The organism is Ornithinibacillus bavariensis, assembly GCF_018333235.1.
Taxonomy (GTDB): Bacteria; Bacillota; Bacilli; order Bacillales; family Amphibacillaceae; genus Ornithinibacillus; species Ornithinibacillus bavariensis.
In genome coordinates, this window is the sequence record NZ_BORP01000008.1 from 35,352 (window position 1) to 53,742 (window position 18,391).

An 18,391-nucleotide genomic window follows, 5' to 3' on the forward strand; every position below is an offset into this window, starting at 1 on the left:
TTTGAATTATTGAAGATAGCTATAAAAAAAGAGATAAAGCTATACGCTCTATCTCATTGAGTAGTTGAAGTATCATCATGCTTTTCAATTTTTAAATTTTTATATTGCTCATCAAATTTCTTTTCTTGTTTTTTGGAATATTTATAAATAAGGTATAATGCTACACCAGCACCTATCATAAATATTACCAGTGAAATGACAGCTGGGATATATTCTGATTTATCGTCAGGAAAATACAAAAATGGCATCATATTAAATCACAATCCTCTCCCAATAAGTATACCAAATATAAAGCAGTTACAATAGTCCTGAAGCCTAATTGTTCGCTAATTCGTCGAAAATTTGGCACAATGAGAGAAATGACCTGTTACATTATTGGAGAGGAAAAGGAGGCTCATTACGTAATTATGTCTACTCTTAAATTAGGAATTATCATTCAAGTACCTTATAAATCGGGAATATATGTTGGAGAAATTGTGGAAGACCGTGGTGATAATTATCTTATAAAAACATTAGCTGTACTAAAGCATCCGATGCAAGGGGATCTGCACCATCCAAAACAAGTAGAAAATGTCATCTTTCACGAGAGAAAAGCATTATCACAATATGAGAAGTTTAATGCATTAAAAGATATTGTAACAGCATATACAGAACCAGTACCTGATTATAGTGCTTCTTTAAAAAATTCTGTAATAGCTTATAAAGAAAAATTAGCAAATAAAACCAATGACTACAATACTGCCGCTCTAAAGGCATTAGAAACTGTGGAGAGTAGCTATTACTTAGGACGTTACTATGATTAGAGAATATGAGGTTCGACTCTTTTTGAGCTGCCTCTAAGAATTTCCTGTAAAAAATAAAGCCAGAGTTTCCTCTGGCCCTTTGATTACTCACCCAAGTTTTCTTTAATTACTTCGGCAATTCCTTGAATTGCTTCTTCCTCGTCATTACCAGTAGCTGTAATCTTGATTTCCGCACCCTTTGGAATTCCAAGTGACATAACACCCATGATTGATTTTAAATTCACAGTTTTATCGTTATATGTCATTTCAATTTCTGACTGATACTGACCAGCTTTATTTACTAATAAAGTTGCTGGGCGGGCATGTACCCCTGTCTCTGCGGTGATTTTAAATGTTTGTTCCTTCATTCTGTTTCATCCTTCCAAACGTAATATTCGCCTGTACAAATTTTATGTACTTTTTTCCTTGATTATTCAATATTATACGTGAATAATTGAACTTACTTTCATTATATACAAATTTGTCACTTATTCAAAATAAAAAGACTGTGAAATTTGTTTTTAAATAGGGATTATGATAACTTTAGTTTTAGATTAGGCTACTAGGAGGGCATAAACATGAGTGTGCATATTGGTGCAAATAATGGAGAAATCGCTGATAAGATATTATTACCAGGAGATCCTCTTCGCGCAAAATATATAGCGGATACTTTCTTGGAAGATGTTAGTCAATATAATGAAGTTCGAGGTATGTACGGATTTACTGGTACATATAAAGGGGAACGAGTATCTGTTCAAGGAACAGGCATGGGTGTTCCATCTATTTCCATCTATGTAAATGAATTAATTCAAAGCTATGGCGTCAAAAAACTTATTCGTGTAGGTACATGTGGTGCTATCCAAAAAGATGTAAAGGTTCGTGATGTGATCTTAGCTCAAGGAGCAACAACAGATTCTCGCATTAACCAGCTTATCTTTAACGGAATTGATTACGCACCACTAGCTGATTTTGATTTGTTACGTACCGCTTATGAGATTGGTACGGAAAAAGGCTTAAGCATCCGTGTCGGGAACGTATTTACAAGTGATACGTTTTATCGTGATAATGCAAAAGAAGTGAATGAATTACTAGCCAAATATAAAGTACTAGCAATTGAAATGGAAACAACTGCATTATACACATTGGCAGCAAAATTTGATTGTCAGGCACTATCTGTCCTTACCGTATCAGATCACATTCTTACTGGAGAGGAAACAACCTCTGAGGAACGGCAGACTACCTTTAATGAAATGATGGAAATCGCTTTGGAAACAGCAATTAAATAGGTTTTCATAGGAAGCTTGGCTATCCCAGGCTTCTATTTTTTTATTTATTAGATGGTTCTGAAGAATACCCAGTTAAAATAGTTTAAGCTAAAGGAATAGTATTCATAACATATTATCAGATGGTTATGATAAAATATCATCAACTATACACGTCTAACTGAAAGGAATCACGTAATGCAACTATTTTCCAATTATCCGTTAATTGCAGCACTATCTGCTATTATCTTTGCACAAGTCATTAAAATACCTATACGATTTATTGCCACTCGAGAGTTTATGCCAGGCTTGGCATTTAGTACTGGTGGTATGCCAAGTAGTCATTCAGCAGCAGTTAGTGCATTATCGACAGCAATTGGCATCGTGGAAGGTTTTAGCTCAACCATATTTGCGGTTTCAGCAATTTTTAGTGTGATTACGATGTTTGATGCATCAGGAGTTCGCCGTCATGCTGGAGAACATGCTACATTATTAAATCAATTAGTAAAGGACTTCCAAATTGTCATCGCTGGCGCCAAGAACTGGGACAGTAAACGAGACTATGAAAAGAAAGAAGATTTAAAGGAATTACTTGGCCATAAACCGATTGAAGTATTTTTTGGTGCATTATCTGGAATTATGGTCGCTATTTTGCTATACCAATTATATGTGTAAAAAGCACCACTTCATATGGAATACCATAATGAAGTGGTGCTTTTAATGCTAATTCAAACGAGTATCATTCACTTTTCCGAAATACTTGTAATGCTTGATTTTCATTAAGGTCCTTCATAACCTCTTCAGATAGTTCCCCTGTTCCTTTTTCAATAATATAAACATCAACCTCTCGTTTTCCCCACTCCGAATACACCTTTTCTACCGTATCAAAATAAAGGTCTATTTTATTACCGTTAATTGCTCGGCCCTTATCCGCTACAACCCCAAAACCATAATCCGGAATCCAAAGTATCGTTCCGATTGGGTACACGGATAAATCTGCTGCAATTGTAGAATACAAGTCCCTCTTTACCTTAACTCCAGAATAGGTTATGCCGTACTGTGGGTGATCTGGTGTCTTTCCAGTTGACTCTACCCCAGCTGTATATCCAGTAGCGATTACTTTTGCCTTTGGGAACTTTTCAATATTTATAGCCTCTTCCACCGTTTTTGGGGCATCTATTTGTTCACTTGAAATATATTGCTTCTGCTTTTTTAACATCAATAGTTCTTTTTCATGTAACGCTATCTTTCTATGTTCCGCCAGTTCTGCATAATAAATATCTGCGGCCACAGCTTCACTATGCTTCAGCATCATGGCTAAATCTGTGTAAGTCACATTGGATATACTGGATAACGTTGTCCAAAATGCTAACAAAAATAGCGTCGTCATGCATATCCTTCTAAATATACTACTGATTTTCAATAATAACACCTCTCTGGATGTCATCATTTCCAATCTAGTAGGAAATTATGCATTTTGCATAGAAAAGTAATCTTTTGAAAAAATAATATTAAAACATCTGGTACCCACTTTTACGTAAAAATCGAATGACAAAACCAGATACTATCGTGCCTAAAAAGCCAGAAAGTAAAATGATAAAATCAAAACCAGTAATAGAAATTAATCGAGAGAAAGCAGTTGAAAATGCCTCACCTGGTGAAGTGAAATATTTACTTATAGCTATGTTGTCAACGATAAAAAGAACAACAAAAGGATAAATAAAGGCCATTAGCCATGTTCTTCTAAGTAACATATTTAGAATAAATGCGATTCCGAAAAAAATAACAAAAAATAATATAATGGAAACGATAAATTGTATCAAGTTCTATGTTCTCCTTTGCATTCTTCGCTTATTTATAGTTTTAATTCTATAAGCAAATCATAAAAAAAGCAAAGACGAGGTAATCGCCTTTGCTTTCTAAGATTGGCATATATTAATAAAAGAAATTAAATTTACCTTTTTTAAGCATTAAGCCCACTCCACCTAATTTTAATAGGTAGCGGTTATCACTCATTTTCTTCATGAACGTTGCTTTCCAACCAAATAGCTTCTTGTCTCCAAATACAACACCCATAGCATCATTATGACCAAGTGAAGCAAGTGTTCCTAGTGGCTTATACTCAAAAGCTTCTAATTCATGTCCTTTTATAAGTGCTACAACATTATGAGCAACTATTCCAGACTGCTGAATTGCAATTTGAGCTGTTGGTGGATAAGGTCGGCCATTTTCTTCGTTCATGATTAGTGCACAATCCCCAACTACAAATACATTATCATATTCAGGTGAACGCAAATCAGGACGAACTTGGATTTTTCCACGATTTGTTTCAAATCCAGACTTCTCCACGATAGTGTTTGCTTTTACACCAGCCGCCCAAATCGTTGTTAGAGTTGGAATCTCATTTAATTTTCCATCTTTTTCGTATACAACACTTTCAGGCTTGCTTTCTTTCAATAGTGCACCTGTAACGAATTCAACACCACGAGCTTCTAAAGAATTCATCGCATACTCTACTAATTCAGGGTCAAATCCTGGTAAAACAGTTGGTGCTCCTTCAATATTAATGATACGAACTTGTGACTTATCGATATCATACTCTTTACATAATTCTGGGATTCTATTTGCTAATTCACCGACGAATTCAATACCTGTGAATCCGCCACCCCCAACCACAATATTTAAACGTGAAGGATTATTATCCTTATGAAACTCTGCAAAATTATAATCTAGATGCTCTCTAATTAAGCGAGAAGAATTAATATCATTAATCATGAAAGCGTTTTCTTCTAATCCTGGAATTCCAAACGTTGCAGATTCAAAACCTAAGCCAATTACAAGGTAATCGTACTCTAATTCACTATTTTGAAGTTTAACCTTGTTTTCCCCTGGTTTAATTTCAACAACAGTATCCTGCACAAAGTTTACTTTATGTTGATTGATAACATCCTTGATTGCAATTCTTGCTTGATCTTGATGAACTGTTCCAGCTGATACCTCATGTAACCAAGTTGTTTGGTAATGATAGTCGTTCTTGTTCACTAAGGAAATGTTTGCTTCATTTACTCCTAGTGACTTTTGTAATTTTACTGTGGTCATAATACCACCGTAACCAGCACCTAACACTACGATATTAGGCTTTTTCATTCATCATCACATCCATTTTAATATTTGTAATCTATTACATTGTGTATGTGACATTTTTCACGAATAAGATCAAAAAAAGAGATAAAACCAATAGAAAGTGATTGTCACATCTTCGTAATATATTGTCCATCCTATATAATAGCCCTTTTAACTATAATTTTCAACCCTAAAAATATTTTTAAACTCTTTTCGTAAAAGCCTGATTTATTACAAGTGAAACTATTTTATGGTACGATATTAGTGGTATTTTTTGAGATAACTAGAATGAACACTACTTTCATACCCAATAAAACTGTAAGAGGAGGTAAATATATGTCAGAGCAAGTATTCGATGTTACAATTATTGGCGCAGGTCCTGTTGGCCTTTTTACTGCTTTTTATGGTGGAATGCGTCAAGCAAGTGTAAAAATAATTGAGAGTTTACCACATACTGGTGGGCAATTAGCAGCCCTTTATCCAGAGAAATATATATATGATATCGCCGGATTTCCTAAAGTGAGAGCACAAGACTTAGTAGACAATCTTGAAGAACAAGTAAAGTTGTTTAATCCAACGATCGTATTAGGTCAATCTGTAGAGACTGTCGAACGACTTGAAGATAACTCGTTTAAATTAACATCTAGCACTGGTGAAGTCCACTATACAAAGACCATGATTATTACTGCTGGGAATGGTGCATTCCAGCCTAGAAGATTAAACATCATGAACTCTGAAGAATTCGAGGATATCAACCTTCATTACTATGTGAAAGATATGAACCGTTTTAAAGATAGAAAAGTAGCCATTCTCGGTGGCGGTGATTCAGCAGTTGACTGGGCACTTATGCTAGAACCAATCGCTGAAAAAGTATACTTGGTTCATCGACGTAACGAATTTCGCGCGCATGAGCATAGTGTGGAAACTTTATTAAACTCGAAGGTAGAAGTACTTACTCCATATACACCAAATGAAATTACTGCTTCCGACAGAATTGAAAAGGTTTTGTTAGAAGAAGTAAAAGGTGAAAAAAAACTTGAGTTAGAGATTGATGATGTCATTTGCAACTATGGATTTATATCTACATTAGGTCCTATTAAGAACTGGGGTCTTGAAATCGAAAAAAATAGTATTGTAGTTAATACCAAAATGGAGACCAATATTCCAGGGATTTATGCTGCAGGAGATATCTGTACCTATCCTGGAAAAGTAAAGCTTATTGCAACTGGTTTTGGTGAAGGACCAACTGCAATTAATAACGCAAAACAATACATCGATCCAAAAGCTCGTGTACAACCAAAGCACTCAACCAGTATGTTTGAATAATAATCATTGGTACCAGGTAGGGTTTCGGAGCCAACAATTCAACCTACCTAAATAAGGATAACTATAACGAAAAGCATGAAAAGGGAACATCCTCTTCATGCTTTTTATTAACATTTCTCTGGGGCACCGACTGTTTCTTTTGTGCGGAATGATGATCCACATCCACAAGAAATAATCGCATTTGGATTATCGATACTAAATCCGCCACCCATCATGTTTTGTTTAAAATCAATTGTTGTTCCTTGAATTATTGGAATGTCTTGTTTGAAGATGAGAACTGGGATACCGTTGATTTCTTCCTCATGATCTAATTCTTCATTTACATGTTCATCAAAACCGAGTGAATAAGACAATCCGCTGCAGCCGCCACCCTTCACTCCAAAACGCAAACGCACGTTTGGTGATTCTTCTTTCATCATTTCTTTTATTTGGAGACATGCACTATCTGTTAGCGTTATAACCATTCTTATTCCTCCTCATTAATTGCTTATGTTAAGTATACATACGGTGGATCATGGTTTTCAAATATTAAGATTTTCCAATACATCATACATAGTGAAAGGTACCTGCTGCTACTACCTCAGCATTACCAGTCATCCATACAAAACCAGCTTGATCCCACTTTACCATTAAGTCCCCACCATCCAAGTGTACCCTAATGGTTTGGTTTTTCGGAATAAGTTGATTTAATGTTGCTGCAACTACTGCTGCACAAGCACCCGTACCACAAGCCATTGTTATTCCAGATCCACGCTCCCAAACGCGAAAATTTAATTCTCTATCGTTGACTACTTCCACAAATTCTACATTAACCCCTTCAGGGAATCGTGGATCTCTTTCAATAATCTCACCTAATTCATTCAAAGGGGCCTCGGCAATTGTATCTACGAAAAACACTGCATGAGGATTTCCCATCGAAACTGCTGTAACATATAATACTTGGTTCCCCACCTTAAATGGTTCATTCACCACAGTCTCCAGCTCTTCCCCAACCATTGGAATCGAGGATCTGCTCAGTCTAGGTCTTCCCATATTAATCGTAATTTCATACACCTTCTCATTATGAACCATAACTTCAACATCAACATTGCCGGATTTTGTCTCGATTTGGAAGATACGGTTCTTTACCAGCCCTGCTTCATAGGCATATTTAGCTGTACACCGTAGACCATTTCCACAGTTTTTTCCCTCTGACCCATCCTTATTAAATATTCTCATACCAACATCCGCTTCTTCACTCGGATGAATTAATATTAGTCCATCTGAACCAATACCTGTATTAACATTTGATACCTTTTGAGCGAGATCCGAAAGAAGCTCTTCTGCTACCTGTGACTTAAATAAATCAAGATAAACATAACTATTACCTAAGCCATGCATTTTGATAAAAGGTATTTCCACGCTATACCCTCATTTCGCATCATTCAATAATTTAACATTTCGGTTATCAAGAGCCTCATAAATAGTTTTCAAACGCGGAATTCCTTCTGCAACCATTTCATCATTCACAAATACAATAGGGTAAAATAAATCTTCATCGAAGATTCGTTCAATAAAGTTCTGATGCTTTTCATCCTGTTGTGGTTTATTAATATCAATATATTCATATTCAATAACATTGTCTTCGTATTTTCTAGCAATTGCCGCCTGTAGCCACTCATAAGTATCTTTGGAACCTGGTGCACCAACACAGCTTGCACAAATCTGTTCAGCACCGTAAATCGTAATCATCACCTTGGAATCCACCTTGTGTTCCCCCTTTTTTTCAATACATACATTAGTTTCTTTTATTTTACAAAATCTTTATATAAAGATAAAATAATAATAACTATTTTAGTATTGATCTTATGCATAGATTTTTTCATAGAAGACCATTATAATTAGGTTAGGAAAGGAGAAGATGGATAATGCGTGAACAAGTTCAGGAAGTTTTAAATAAATTACGTCCATTCTTACTACGTGATGGTGGAGATGTGGAGTTAATTGATGTTGATGAAAATGGCATTGTACTTCTTCGTCTCATGGGTGCATGTGGTAACTGCCCTAGCTCAACGATTACTTTAAAAGCTGGTATTGAACGAGCACTAATGGCAGAAGTACCGGGTGTAAAGGAAATTGAACAAGTATTTTAATAAAATAGAAGCAGACAACTTTTGTTGCCTGCTTTTTGTATGTTATCCCTTTTCTAGCCAATGCAATACTGGAATATCGTATTCCCGAAAATTCACCTGAAGCAAATCGAATAAACGATTTAATCGTTTCTCGTACCGTACTTGTGTTTGTAATAAAGCTTCTAACTTATAGAAGTACCTCTCATACTCTTTCCCCTGAAAGCCAGCCTCCATTAGATCAAAAAAATGGATTGGAAATAATAGTCGTGCATATAGTAAACGCCAACCAAAAATCGATAATGGCTGCACCCCCTGATAATCTCTTATAAAAACGTACACCTCTTCTAATGCTGTCTCATTATTATCTAATAATTTGTAGCGTATGTACTCTGCGATATCCCGAGTTGGGTGATCAAATACTAAGTCATCTGTCCATATAACTGGAGCAATTAAATTATCTTGGTACCTTCTAAAAGCAAAGACTCCAGTGTCTGCCTGATGAAATCTTCTTTCCGATTCACTCTCCTGTATATATTGAATAGCATTTTCACTAATTCCTATAATATAAGGAAACACATCTACTAATAAACGGTAATAATCATTCCCATTTTCTTTCAACTCTTCTTGTAATTTATGTTCAAATGCAGTTAATTTTCTAATCCATAAGTCCTTCCACATTCCATAGCTTGAAATCTCCTGCGGTTCATATTGATAGGAAGCTGTTATATTATGAAATTGTGCCAACTGTTTCCCGTGTGATTCGATTGGAGAGTGCTGAAGGTTAGAAACACGTAGAACAAGATATTGTTGACCATCATTTTCAACGAACCAAGAGTTATTCTTTGTTAATATTGGAATTGCAGTATGATTATAGCCATTCTCTGCTAGAAAATAGGCTAGCGCAGCTTGCTCCAGTAGTACCATTTCCTTGTTGGATGAAGAAATGATAAAATAGTTAGTATCATGATCACGAAAGCCTTCTCTACCATTTATTAATACATGCTCTTTAGCATAAATATTATAATTTACAAAAAGTAATTCTTTCATCATATTTCCCTCCCACATACCATTACTATAATGTATGAAAATATTAGCCAATCTTAACCAAAAAAGGAGAAACGGTGATAAACATGAATAAAAAATTAAAAATGAGCGAACTGGAACAAAAAGCAAGAGAATTATTAGAAGAAAGAGGCGTTACCTTAAAGGATATTGCGGAACTCGTCTATTACCTACAATCCAATTATCATGAAAATTTAAGCTTAGAGGATTGCTTATACAATGTAGATAGAGTCTTAGAAAAACGTGAAGTGCAAAACGCTATCTTAACCGGGATTCAATTAGATAAACTAGCAGAAAAGAAAATGCTGGAGGAGCCTTTGCAAAAAACAATTGAGACAGATGAAGGCCTTTATGGAGTAGATGAAATCATTGCTTTTTCAATCGTAAATGTTTACGGTTCCATTGGCTTTACAAATTACGGCTATATTGACAAACAAAAGCCAGGTATTCTAAAGCGACTAAATGACAAATCAACTGGGGAATGCCATACCTTTTTAGATGACATTGTGGGTGCAATTGCAGCAGCAGCATCTAGTCGGTTAGCACATTCAGCAGTTCATGAATAATGAAACGAAAGGGATGCTCCACTGATTACAGTGTGAGCATCCCTTATTAAGAAAGCCATTCATTCAAATTTTTTACATAATAGGTTGGTTTAATTGGTAGTTCCTCATATTGTTCAAATGGCGTAACACCAGTAAAAACCATTAATGTATCGATCCCCGCATTAATTCCTGCACGAATATCTGTATTGTAATTGTCTCCAACCAGAATGGTCTCTGATTTAGACGTACCAAGAACTCGTAACGCTTCTTCCACAATAATGGTTTCAGGTTTCCCAATAAATTGCGCTTCCACTCCCGTACTTACCGTAATAACAGCTGTAAACGCTCCATTTCCAGGCACAAGTCCTTGTTCTGATGGAAATGCGTTATCACTATTCGTCGATATTAAGGCAGCACCCTTTTGTACTGCAAGACTGGCTTTTGCTAGCTTTTCATAGGTTATTTGATGGTCAATTCCCATAATCACAGCGTCACATTCCACATTATCTGTTATTTGTACCCCTTCCCTATGTAAAGCATCAAAAAGTCCTTCTTCACCGATAACGAAACAGGTACCATGAGGTAGCTTTTTCTTTACATATTTAGCAGTAGCCATACTACTTGTAAATACTTCCTCTGGCTTTGCTTCAATACCAAGCATAGTTAACTTTTTCGCGACTTGCTCTGGCGTCTTAGAAGAGTTATTCGTTAAAAATAAAAGGGATTTCCTTTCCTGGCGAAGCTTCTTAATAAAACTTGGTGCCTCTTCAATAACTTTATTTCCACGGTACATAGTCCCATCTAAATCAATCAAATAGCCATTATACTCTTTCAACTTAAAATCTCCCTATTCTTTTGTAAACGCATTTGCAACTCCTAGTTCGTTATGCAAATATTCTCTTACTCGTGAGGTGAACTGAAGAAGAACAGAATAGTTCTCCGTTATTACACGGTTTAATTTATCATAATCAATATGTAGATAGTCCTTTACAAGCATTTTTCTAAGCTCTATCACTGCTTTATATGCATTACTATCTGACGCTGGAATAACTCTTTCATCCACTAGAATATCAATAATATCCTCATAGCTCCCTGGGTCCCTCATGATAAAACCATCAATCATCATGTTACCTACATCAATAATGGCTTCTATTAATAGCTGAGTAAGTCTTTCTAAGGCTAACTTTTCTTGATAGCTTTCCACTGTTATTGTCTTATGTTCTGTTAAAAGTCGTTCAATAAACTGTAATGTTGCCTCTACTTTTTTCCGTTCAACAAAATACATCACGCAACCTCCAATAAAATCCTTCACTGATATCTTAACACAAAAATGTCATTCATTTAATTTTGTTGTATATGTAGACCAACAAATGGAATAGTAAGATTCGATTCAAAAGGGAAACTATTGATAAGAAAGGGATGAGAACCATGGATAAAAATGATAAAAAACGTTTTTCCGATTTTTCTACTGTTCGTAACCGAAAAAACCTATTAATACCAGAAGAATTTCCAGAAGGAGCCTTTGGGGCAAGTATTGGGCAGGACGATCCCGTATTTAGTAAATCTACCCCATGGGAAAAGGGACAACGTAGACTTAGTGCTTTCGTCTATCCATACAAAGAGTTGCATGAGGATCTTCCTAGACAAATTAGTGGTGCACATCCAATCCACGACCATCCAGATGATGTTACACCAGAGCAAGAAGAATAGACTGTCTCATAAGGGGTCTCCCCCTTTTTGTGACAGTCTTTAATCTATTTTCTGTAATACAAAATAAGCACAACCGAAATTACAATATTCATATAGATAATCATCTAACGTACTGATTTTCGAGTCTTCTGCAGCCTTTGAATTATGATCATGATAAAATCCTTTTAACCTTAGCTGCTCATAGCCCCAATCACCAACTATAAAGTCATATTTCTTTAATATTTCAGAATAGCGCTCTTCCAACGCCTCTTGTTGAAATCCATCTTTAACATTTTCGATTAACTCGTAATTTTTTCCAAATATCTCAACCAAAAACATTCACCCCTCCCGAGTTGTCTATAGTTTACCACATTTTCCGTTAGTACTGCCATTCTGTTTTTAATTGCATGATTTCCTCGTTATACAACAAACTAATATTATTCAGTCAGACATTAAAAGGAGGAGAAGTTATGAAGAATAAAGTGCTTATTTCCATCGTTAGCGTAAGTATATTGCTTTCAGCCTGTGCTCATACAGACACATCTACCGGTGAGCGTGAACAAGTTCTAGACCAATTAGATCCAAATCGTGAAAATAAAACGCAAAATACTACTGATATAAATGATAAATTTGGCTATGTGAACTATAAACGTGACCAATTAGTGCAAGATAGAGAAGATAACCATGTGGCGAGTATTAATCGAGTTGAAATGGCGGACACCATTGCCAGATTAATCCTACGAAACGAAGGCTTTAACCAAGTTGCAGCATTAGTTACAGATGAGCATGTCCTAATTGCATACGATCGGGACGAAGGCTTGAGTTCAGAGGTTGCTGCAGACATTGCAAGTAAGACCGCAGTATCTGTGATGCCTGCCTTTTATGATGTTTATGTAACAGATAACGATACATTAATACCTGATATCCAAAGCCTGCATAATACAACTACATCAAGTATGAACTATAATAACACCATCAATCGCATTATTAAGGAAATGAAAAAGTCACCACAAGGAATTAAGCATAAAGAGGATGTTATGGACTAGCGATTCGTTAGTCCAACTCCTTTTCAAACAGGAGGTATAAATTGTTGAATAAGAGAACTATTGTAGCTTTACTTTTTTTCCTATTGTTCATCATATATCTTCCGTCCCATCGATTTGCTGAGGAGAAAAAAGAAGAATCTATATATGATAAACGCATGGCTTTATACATGAAAACAGAATCACTAACTCAAATTCCTTGGTATTTTATTGCTGCAGTTGATCAATATGAAAGGCAGATTCATAAAGATTTAAAAGAAGATCAGATAATTTCCATTCGGATTCCGCAAGAAATTTGGTTTGGTCCAGGTAACCAGTCAATGGATATGGAGATGATTGAAGTATTTAATGGAAAAGGCAAGGATGGAAATGGTGATGGAAAAGCAGACCCAAATAACGGTGAGGATGCTTTATTAACCTTTGCTACCATGATTCAAGCATATGGTCATAATGAGGAAGATTTTAAAATTGCTCTCTGGGAATATTACAAAAGGGATTTAACCGTTCAAACAATAAAAAACACTGCTCGTGTATTTAAAAAGTATAACAGTATTAACTTAACAGAACGAGACTTTCCTGTTGCCATTAATTATAACTATACGTACCGCAGTACATGGGGAGATCGGCGTGGGTTTGGTGGAAGACGGATTCACGAAGGAACAGATATTTTTGCTGGATATGGTACCCCTGTGCATTCTACCACTTATGGAGTTGTTGAACTTATTGGATGGAATTTATATGGTGGCTGGCGAATAGGGATACGTGACATTTTTAATATTTACCATTATTATGCACATTTAAGTGGCTATCAAGAAGGAATAGAGATAGGACAAATCGTAAAGCCTGGCGATGTGCTTGGAAGTGTTGGTTCCACTGGATACGGTCCACCTGGAACTTCAGGAAAATTCCCTCCACATCTTCATTATGGAATGTATAAAGATAACGGCTATAGTGAATGGTCCTTTGACCCCTATCCTTATTTAAGAAAATGGGAAAGAATGGCAAGGGATAACAGATAAAAATCAGGGTGACATACAGAAAGAATCTATATGACACCCTGATTCCTTTATTTTGCTGCTTTTGATTTCTTAACAGCATGAATGATACTTGCTACAAGCCCTCCCCAAACAATTACAATGGACAAAATCATGAATATAATCCAAGACATCCTTATTGTGCCTCCTTTGTAAGTGTTTCTTTTTCTTCGGCTTTTGCTGGTTGTTTCCATTTTACAAGTGCTAGTAGAATACCTACAACTAATGCACCGACTGCGACTGCCCATCCACCCCACATAATAAAGGCATCTGAGTACCCTTCATAGTTTCCTGTTGGGGTATCAAATTTTTTGAGTATATTCTGGCTTAGTAATCCAACCATCATGTAACCAAGAACGATTGGTGTAATAACAGATAAACTAATCGTCCACCATGCTCCTAGACGGATATCAGAAATTTCATTAGAATGTTCCTTAAGATTTTTTACTTCTCTTAAGATCCACGCTACTAGGACCACCTCTACTAATCCTAATAATGCAACACCAAACTGATTAATGAAATAGTCTGCTGCATCTAAGAAATACAGTCCACCTTGTGTAGCGAATAATAACGAAATTACAGCTGCCAAACCACCACCAAATAAAACTGCTTTGGTTCTAGAAATTTTAAATTTATCTACTAACCCTGCAACATATGTTTCAGTAATGGACATTAAGGAAGTAAGTCCAGCTAATACAAGAGATGCAAAGAATAAGAATCCAAATAATGCGTTCAATCCAGGGAATTGATTAATAATTTCTGGAAATACCACAAATGCCAATCCTACTCCCGCCGATACCACTTCACTTACTGGTTCCCCTACTTGACCAGCCATAAATCCTAAAATAGCAAATACACCGATACCTGCTAAAATTTCAAAAGCAGAGTTACCAAATCCAGTAATGAATGCATTGTTGGTCAGGTCTGATTTTTTTGGCAAATAACTTGAATACGTAATCATGATGGCAAACGCAATCGATAAACTAAAGAAAATTTGTCCATATGCAGCTACCCATACATCCGGATCTAGAATAGCACTAAAGTTTGGAGTAAAAAATGCTTCTAACCCCTCCATTGCTCCAGGTAAAGTAATTGCACGGATAACTATAATAAGGAAAATAACTACCAATGCTGGAATAAAGATTCTGTTGGCAATTTCTATACCTTTTTTTACACCTTTAAAAAGGATACCTAAAGTAATAATCCACACAAGAATTAGAGGTATTAAAACTCCAGGAACTAAACTACCCATTTCACCCGGTTCGACCGTTCGCTTTAAATAATCCCCCATTAAAAAAGCGCCTGTATCAGAACCCCAATTTAACTTGAAAGAAAATACTGAATACGACATTGCCCAGGCAATAATTACGGAATAGTAGGTTGAAATGACAAAGGCAACTATTACTGCCCACCACCCGATAAATTCAGTCTTTTTATTCATTCTTCTGTACGTTAATGGAGCTGATCCTCGATACTTATGGCCCATTGTAAATTCTAGGATAAGAATCGGAATACCTGCTGTTAATAGAGCAAATAAGTAAGGAATTAAGAAAGCTCCTCCACCATTTTCATAGGCAACCGCTGGAAAACGCCATATATTACCCAAACCAATGGCAGATCCAACTGCTGCAAAAATAAAGCCTGCCCTTGTTCCCCACTGAGAACGTGTTTCCATGAAAAGACCTCCTCCTATTTTTTTCTTATTACTCACTATTTTGTTGTAATAAGTTATTACCCCTATTTTGTTTAGCTAGTAATCCCAAGAACTAAAAAGGATTATATTTTCTGAAATTACTTAACTTGTCTGTATTATAACGGTACCTTTTGCCTATGTCAAAGTATTTTTAATATTTACTATATATTATATTTTCTAACTTGATTTACATTCTAGTAAAAATTTTATTTATCTTTATTTCTATTCGAAACAATAAATTCTGAACAAAAAAAGCAGGGGAAACTCCCCTACTTTTCCATTGTTTTATAGTTCATGTTCAATTCGATTCATTGACAAAATGTTTATTTCAATAAATTTTTGTTTCTTCTTTTTATACTCCATCCAGATATTTGGATACTAAATTCAAATAATAGAATTAACGGGATAATTACTAAAATATCGGAAACAAAATCTGGTGGTGTAAGTGAAACACCGATAATGACCAATATGAAATAAGAAACTTTTCTAGCCTTTTTTAGTCTGTCTGGGCTGAGTATTCCAATTCTCGATAGGAGCATGACAATAACAGGAAGCTCAAAAATAATACTAACTGGAAACACGATATTAAAGAGTAACGTGAAATACTGTGAAATTCCATAGGTTTCAGTAGCACCAATATTATGATTGATTGAACTCATAAAATTTAAAACCATCGGAAATAAAATAAAAAAGCTAAAAGAGACTCCTATACCGAATAATAGGAAAGAACTTGGAATATAGAAAAAAGTAGCCCTTGCTTCTTTTCTGGTTAAACCAGGTTTAATAAACCTCCATAACTCATAAACAAATACAGGTATTGTGCAAAAACTAGATACTAAAATGGAACACTTTAAATAAATCATAAAACCGTCGGTGAAATTAAATACATTCCATTCTATATTGTCTGGAAATGTATAATCTCTTATAAATTCTAATATTGTCGGTGATATCACATATCCAAAAATAAAGGAAAAAATAAATACAATAGCAACGATTAATAATCGTCTTCGTAATTCTGTTAAGTGTTCCAGAAAGGTCATGTCGTGATTCATATTTTCACCTTTTCATTCCTATTCAATGATTTCATAAATAATCATAACGCATAGCTAGGAAAAAATAAAAGGTTACTGGAGGTTATTTCATTCTGTTCTTTGCCTTTTCCTACTACTTGCTCTACTCCAACTGAATGTAATCACAATAATTAAAGAAAGACTCACGACAAATCCTAATAACAGATGTTCCATGAAACCTATGATTAGATATCCTACGGCAGATGAAATGGCCACTATGAATGCATAAGGTAGCTGAGTCATCACGTGATCAATGTGATTAGCACCGGCCCCTGTTGATGACAATACCGTTGTATCCGATATTGGAGAGCAGTGATCACCAAATACAGAACCTGCTAACACAGCTGCCAAGGATGGGATAAGTAAATTGGTATCTGCAACCGCCATAATATTAGAAGCTATTGGTAGCATAATTCCAAAAGTCCCCCAGGATGTACCTGTTGCCAGTGCAATAAATCCAGAAATAACAAAGAAAATAAGTGGCAATAGACTAGTACTAATATTAGCATTTTCAACTACTTGAGCTAAATATTCGCCAATTTGCAGGGTAGATATAATTGAGCCAATCATCCATGCCAGTAGCAAAATATATATTGCTGGGAGCATTGCTTTAATGCCTTCTATAAATACAAGACTAGTTTTTACTTGATGTTCTCTTTGTAATAGAAACAAAACAAATGAAACAATTACTGCAGCCAATCCTCCATAAAATAGGGATAAGTTTACATTTGTATTTTCAAATATGGATAAAACCGTTATGTGTTCGCTACCCATTGCTCCAGTAACAAACATAAGTACTATTGTAACGATTAGTAATACAACTATTGGAATAATCAAATGGTAAATTCGACCCTTTTTACTTGGTTCGAATACATTAGACAAGTCGCCAGGAATTTTCGCGCCCTTTGGAACTACCTCTCCATGATTCATAGCAAGATCCTCATGCTTTCTCATTGGACCAACATTTAAATTAAATAATGCTACTAAAAATACAAGGACAAGTGCACCAATTGCATACAAATTATAAGGAATCATTTGTACAAACGCTTGTAATGGTTTTAAGTCCGTAGTTACCACTAATCCACCTACTAGACCGATTAAATAAGCCCCCCAGCTAGAAATTGGTGAAATGACTGTAACTGGAGCTGAGGTAGAATCAATATAATAAGCTAATTTCGCACGGGAAATATGATGTCTATCTGTTAACGGTCTTGCAATTTGTCCAACAGCTAAGGCATTAAAATAGTCATCAATAAAAATGATAATGCCAAGTATTGGTGCCATTAATTGTGCACCTCTTCTTGTCTTCACTTTAGCAATCATCCAGTCACCAAAGGCCTGGCTCCCACCTGTAGCCTGAAGGAAGGCCGTCATGATTCCTAAGAGAATTAGAAATCCAATCAATTGGATTTCGCCAATGTTAAAGGCTCCATCGGAAATAAAAATACCAATAAATACGGACCAAATCTCCACAACACTATCCACAATATTAAAGTTGTGGATAAATAATGCTCCTACTATAATGCCTATCCCTAATGATAATAATACTTTCCTAGTCAGTAACACTAGAATCAACATAATTAGTGCAGGAATAAGCGAAAAAATAGTTCCTTCCATAAACGTTACCTCCAATTGTAAATAGTTTATGCTA

25 protein-coding genes are annotated in these 18,391 nt (G+C 35.5%); 9 read left to right on the forward strand and 16 right to left on the reverse strand.

Annotated elements, in window-relative coordinates; genetic code table 11:
* Positions 1-53 precede the first annotated feature (53 nt).
* Positions 54-251: a hypothetical protein gene (locus KI338_RS16230; protein WP_212922077.1), complete on the reverse strand. Its 198-nt coding sequence runs from the start codon at positions 249-251 to the stop codon at positions 54-56.
* Between the two features lie 156 nt (positions 252-407).
* Here KI338_RS16230 and kapB point away from each other — a divergent pair, with 156 nt between their 5' ends.
* The gene (gene kapB / locus KI338_RS16235; protein WP_212922078.1) at positions 408-803 is read left to right on the forward strand and encodes a kinase-associated lipoprotein KapB; all 396 of its coding nucleotides are present in this window, start codon (positions 408-410) and stop codon (positions 801-803) included.
* A gap of 83 nt (positions 804-886) precedes the next feature.
* Here the strand turns inward: kapB and KI338_RS16240 are convergent, their stop codons facing one another.
* Positions 887-1,150: a phosphocarrier protein HPr gene (locus tag KI338_RS16240; protein ID WP_212922079.1), complete on the reverse strand. Its 264-nt coding sequence runs from the start codon at positions 1,148-1,150 to the stop codon at positions 887-889.
* A gap of 210 nt (positions 1,151-1,360) precedes the next feature.
* On the opposite strand from KI338_RS16240, the gene deoD reads away from it, so the two are divergent.
* The gene (gene deoD, locus KI338_RS16245; protein ID WP_212922080.1) at positions 1,361-2,068 is read left to right on the forward strand and encodes a purine-nucleoside phosphorylase; all 708 of its coding nucleotides are present in this window, start codon (positions 1,361-1,363) and stop codon (positions 2,066-2,068) included.
* 174 nt (positions 2,069-2,242) lie between these two features.
* A complete protein-coding gene (locus KI338_RS16250; RefSeq protein ID WP_212922081.1) occupies positions 2,243-2,719 on the forward strand; it encodes a divergent PAP2 family protein in 477 nt (158 codons plus the stop codon).
* A gap of 64 nt (positions 2,720-2,783) precedes the next feature.
* Here KI338_RS16250 and spsC read toward each other — a convergent pair whose 3' ends face one another.
* The 3 genes from spsC to KI338_RS16265 form a co-directional block, all read right to left on the reverse strand.
* Positions 2,784-3,434: a stationary phase survival protein SpsC gene (gene spsC, locus KI338_RS16255; protein WP_212922082.1), complete on the reverse strand. Its 651-nt coding sequence runs from the start codon at positions 3,432-3,434 to the stop codon at positions 2,784-2,786.
* A 121-nt stretch (positions 3,435-3,555) separates the two neighbouring features.
* Positions 3,556-3,867 carry a YuiB family protein gene (locus tag KI338_RS16260; protein WP_212922083.1) on the reverse strand — a complete coding sequence of 104 codons (312 nt, stop codon included), beginning with the start codon at positions 3,865-3,867 and terminating at the stop codon, positions 3,556-3,558.
* A 112-nt stretch (positions 3,868-3,979) separates the two neighbouring features.
* Positions 3,980-5,191, reverse strand: a complete 1,212-nt coding sequence (locus KI338_RS16265; RefSeq protein ID WP_212922084.1) for an NAD(P)/FAD-dependent oxidoreductase — start codon at positions 5,189-5,191, stop codon at positions 3,980-3,982.
* Between the two features lie 312 nt (positions 5,192-5,503).
* Here KI338_RS16265 and KI338_RS16270 point away from each other — a divergent pair, with 312 nt between their 5' ends.
* Entirely contained in the window at positions 5,504-6,493 is a 990-nt protein-coding gene (locus KI338_RS16270) for an NAD(P)/FAD-dependent oxidoreductase (protein WP_212922085.1), read from the forward strand.
* Positions 6,494-6,600: 107 nt separating this feature from the next.
* On the opposite strand, the gene KI338_RS16275 is transcribed toward KI338_RS16270, so the two are convergent.
* The 3 genes from KI338_RS16275 to KI338_RS16285 all read right to left on the reverse strand — a co-directional run bounded on the left by KI338_RS16275 (position 6,601) and on the right by KI338_RS16285 (position 8,224).
* Positions 6,601-6,957, reverse strand: coding sequence for a HesB/IscA family protein (locus KI338_RS16275; protein ID WP_212922086.1), 357 nt, complete (start codon positions 6,955-6,957; stop codon positions 6,601-6,603).
* 82 nt (positions 6,958-7,039) lie between these two features.
* Positions 7,040-7,873, reverse strand: a complete 834-nt coding sequence (gene dapF / locus KI338_RS16280; RefSeq protein WP_244853717.1) for a diaminopimelate epimerase — start codon at positions 7,871-7,873, stop codon at positions 7,040-7,042.
* 30 nt (positions 7,874-7,903) lie between these two features.
* Complete coding sequence (locus KI338_RS16285; protein ID WP_212922185.1) at positions 7,904-8,224, reverse strand: YuzD family protein; 321 nt, start codon at positions 8,222-8,224, stop codon at positions 7,904-7,906.
* A 176-nt stretch (positions 8,225-8,400) separates the two neighbouring features.
* Here KI338_RS16285 and KI338_RS16290 point away from each other — a divergent pair, with 176 nt between their 5' ends.
* Positions 8,401-8,625, forward strand: coding sequence for a NifU family protein (locus KI338_RS16290; protein WP_212922088.1), 225 nt, complete (start codon positions 8,401-8,403; stop codon positions 8,623-8,625).
* 42 nt (positions 8,626-8,667) lie between these two features.
* Here KI338_RS16290 and KI338_RS16295 read toward each other — a convergent pair whose 3' ends face one another.
* Positions 8,668-9,654, reverse strand: coding sequence for a YutH/CotS family kinase-like spore coat protein (locus KI338_RS16295; protein WP_244853703.1), 987 nt, complete (start codon positions 9,652-9,654; stop codon positions 8,668-8,670).
* An 80-nt stretch (positions 9,655-9,734) separates the two neighbouring features.
* Here KI338_RS16295 and KI338_RS16300 point away from each other — a divergent pair, with 80 nt between their 5' ends.
* Positions 9,735-10,232, forward strand: a complete 498-nt coding sequence (locus tag KI338_RS16300; RefSeq protein ID WP_212922089.1) for a phosphatidylglycerophosphatase A family protein — start codon at positions 9,735-9,737, stop codon at positions 10,230-10,232.
* Between the two features lie 46 nt (positions 10,233-10,278).
* On the opposite strand, the gene nucF is transcribed toward KI338_RS16300, so the two are convergent.
* Together nucF and hepT are read right to left on the reverse strand one after the other, a co-directional pair.
* Positions 10,279-11,046, reverse strand: coding sequence for a 5' nucleotidase NucF (gene nucF / locus KI338_RS16305; protein ID WP_212922090.1), 768 nt, complete (start codon positions 11,044-11,046; stop codon positions 10,279-10,281).
* 12 nt (positions 11,047-11,058) lie between these two features.
* The gene (gene hepT / locus KI338_RS16310; RefSeq protein ID WP_212922091.1) at positions 11,059-11,496 is read right to left on the reverse strand and encodes a type VII toxin-antitoxin system HepT family RNase toxin; all 438 of its coding nucleotides are present in this window, start codon (positions 11,494-11,496) and stop codon (positions 11,059-11,061) included.
* 143 nt (positions 11,497-11,639) lie between these two features.
* Here hepT and KI338_RS16315 point away from each other — a divergent pair, with 143 nt between their 5' ends.
* The gene (locus tag KI338_RS16315) at positions 11,640-11,921 is read left to right on the forward strand and encodes a hypothetical protein (protein ID WP_212922092.1); all 282 of its coding nucleotides are present in this window, start codon (positions 11,640-11,642) and stop codon (positions 11,919-11,921) included.
* A gap of 39 nt (positions 11,922-11,960) precedes the next feature.
* Here the strand turns inward: KI338_RS16315 and KI338_RS16320 are convergent, their stop codons facing one another.
* Positions 11,961-12,233, reverse strand: coding sequence for a YutD family protein (locus KI338_RS16320; RefSeq protein WP_212922187.1), 273 nt, complete (start codon positions 12,231-12,233; stop codon positions 11,961-11,963).
* 137 nt (positions 12,234-12,370) lie between these two features.
* On the opposite strand from KI338_RS16320, the gene KI338_RS16325 reads away from it, so the two are divergent.
* Together KI338_RS16325 and KI338_RS16330 are read left to right on the forward strand one after the other, a co-directional pair.
* Entirely contained in the window at positions 12,371-12,946 is a 576-nt protein-coding gene (locus KI338_RS16325) for a YhcN/YlaJ family sporulation lipoprotein (RefSeq protein WP_212922093.1), read from the forward strand.
* Positions 12,947-12,990: 44 nt separating this feature from the next.
* Entirely contained in the window at positions 12,991-13,962 is a 972-nt protein-coding gene (locus KI338_RS16330; RefSeq protein ID WP_373306358.1) for a M23 family metallopeptidase, read from the forward strand.
* A gap of 47 nt (positions 13,963-14,009) precedes the next feature.
* Here the strand turns inward: KI338_RS16330 and KI338_RS16335 are convergent, their stop codons facing one another.
* From KI338_RS16335 to KI338_RS16350, 4 genes are all read right to left on the reverse strand, one after another.
* Positions 14,010-14,111 (reverse strand): methionine/alanine import family NSS transporter small subunit, encoded by a 102-nt coding sequence (locus KI338_RS16335; RefSeq protein WP_212922094.1) that lies wholly within the window; start codon positions 14,109-14,111, stop codon positions 14,010-14,012.
* A 2-nt stretch (positions 14,112-14,113) separates the two neighbouring features.
* Positions 14,114-15,652: a sodium-dependent transporter gene (locus tag KI338_RS16340; RefSeq protein ID WP_212922095.1), complete on the reverse strand. Its 1,539-nt coding sequence runs from the start codon at positions 15,650-15,652 to the stop codon at positions 14,114-14,116.
* A gap of 341 nt (positions 15,653-15,993) precedes the next feature.
* On the reverse strand, positions 15,994-16,722 hold the full coding sequence (gene tatC / locus KI338_RS16345; protein ID WP_244853706.1) for a twin-arginine translocase subunit TatC: 729 nt from the start codon (positions 16,720-16,722) through the stop codon (positions 15,994-15,996).
* 87 nt (positions 16,723-16,809) lie between these two features.
* Entirely contained in the window at positions 16,810-18,357 is a 1,548-nt protein-coding gene (locus KI338_RS16350) for a Na+/H+ antiporter NhaC family protein (RefSeq protein ID WP_212922096.1), read from the reverse strand.
* Between the last annotated feature and the right edge of the window lie 34 nt (positions 18,358-18,391).